The sequence below is a fragment of the Psychrobacter sp. GW64-MNA-CIBAN-0177 genome, from assembly GCF_040309585.1.
GTDB classification, from domain to species: domain Bacteria; phylum Pseudomonadota; class Gammaproteobacteria; order Pseudomonadales; family Moraxellaceae; genus Psychrobacter; species Psychrobacter okhotskensis.
In genome coordinates this window covers 1-238 of record NZ_JBEOOY010000587.1, presented here as the reverse complement: position 1 = coordinate 238, position 238 = coordinate 1, and the positions used below count along the sequence as shown (strand labels likewise).

Annotated in this window: 1 protein-coding gene; it reads right to left on the bottom strand. The window is 45.4% G+C overall.

Annotated elements, in window-relative coordinates:
* The coding region (locus AAEY79_RS16315; protein ID WP_352289801.1) for a hypothetical protein at positions 1-238 on the bottom strand (238 nt) is incomplete at both ends.

The window sequence follows — 238 nt, the reverse complement described above, 5'->3', positions numbered from 1 at the left end:
CACTCTGGCTTGTTGCCAGATGTGAAGAATGCTTCCATCAGCTTAAGGCGCTTAGTGACCTTCTTGCGACGGGTTTCAGAGTTAATTGAAGGCAACTCTTCACGCATTTGCTCGATCTGTTCAGCTAAGTTGATAGCACGTAGCAATTCAAGAACTGCTTCAGCACCCATCTTAGCTTCAAACTCGTCACCGTATTCTTCTAACGCATCAAGATACGTTTCTTCGGTTAGCATTTGGC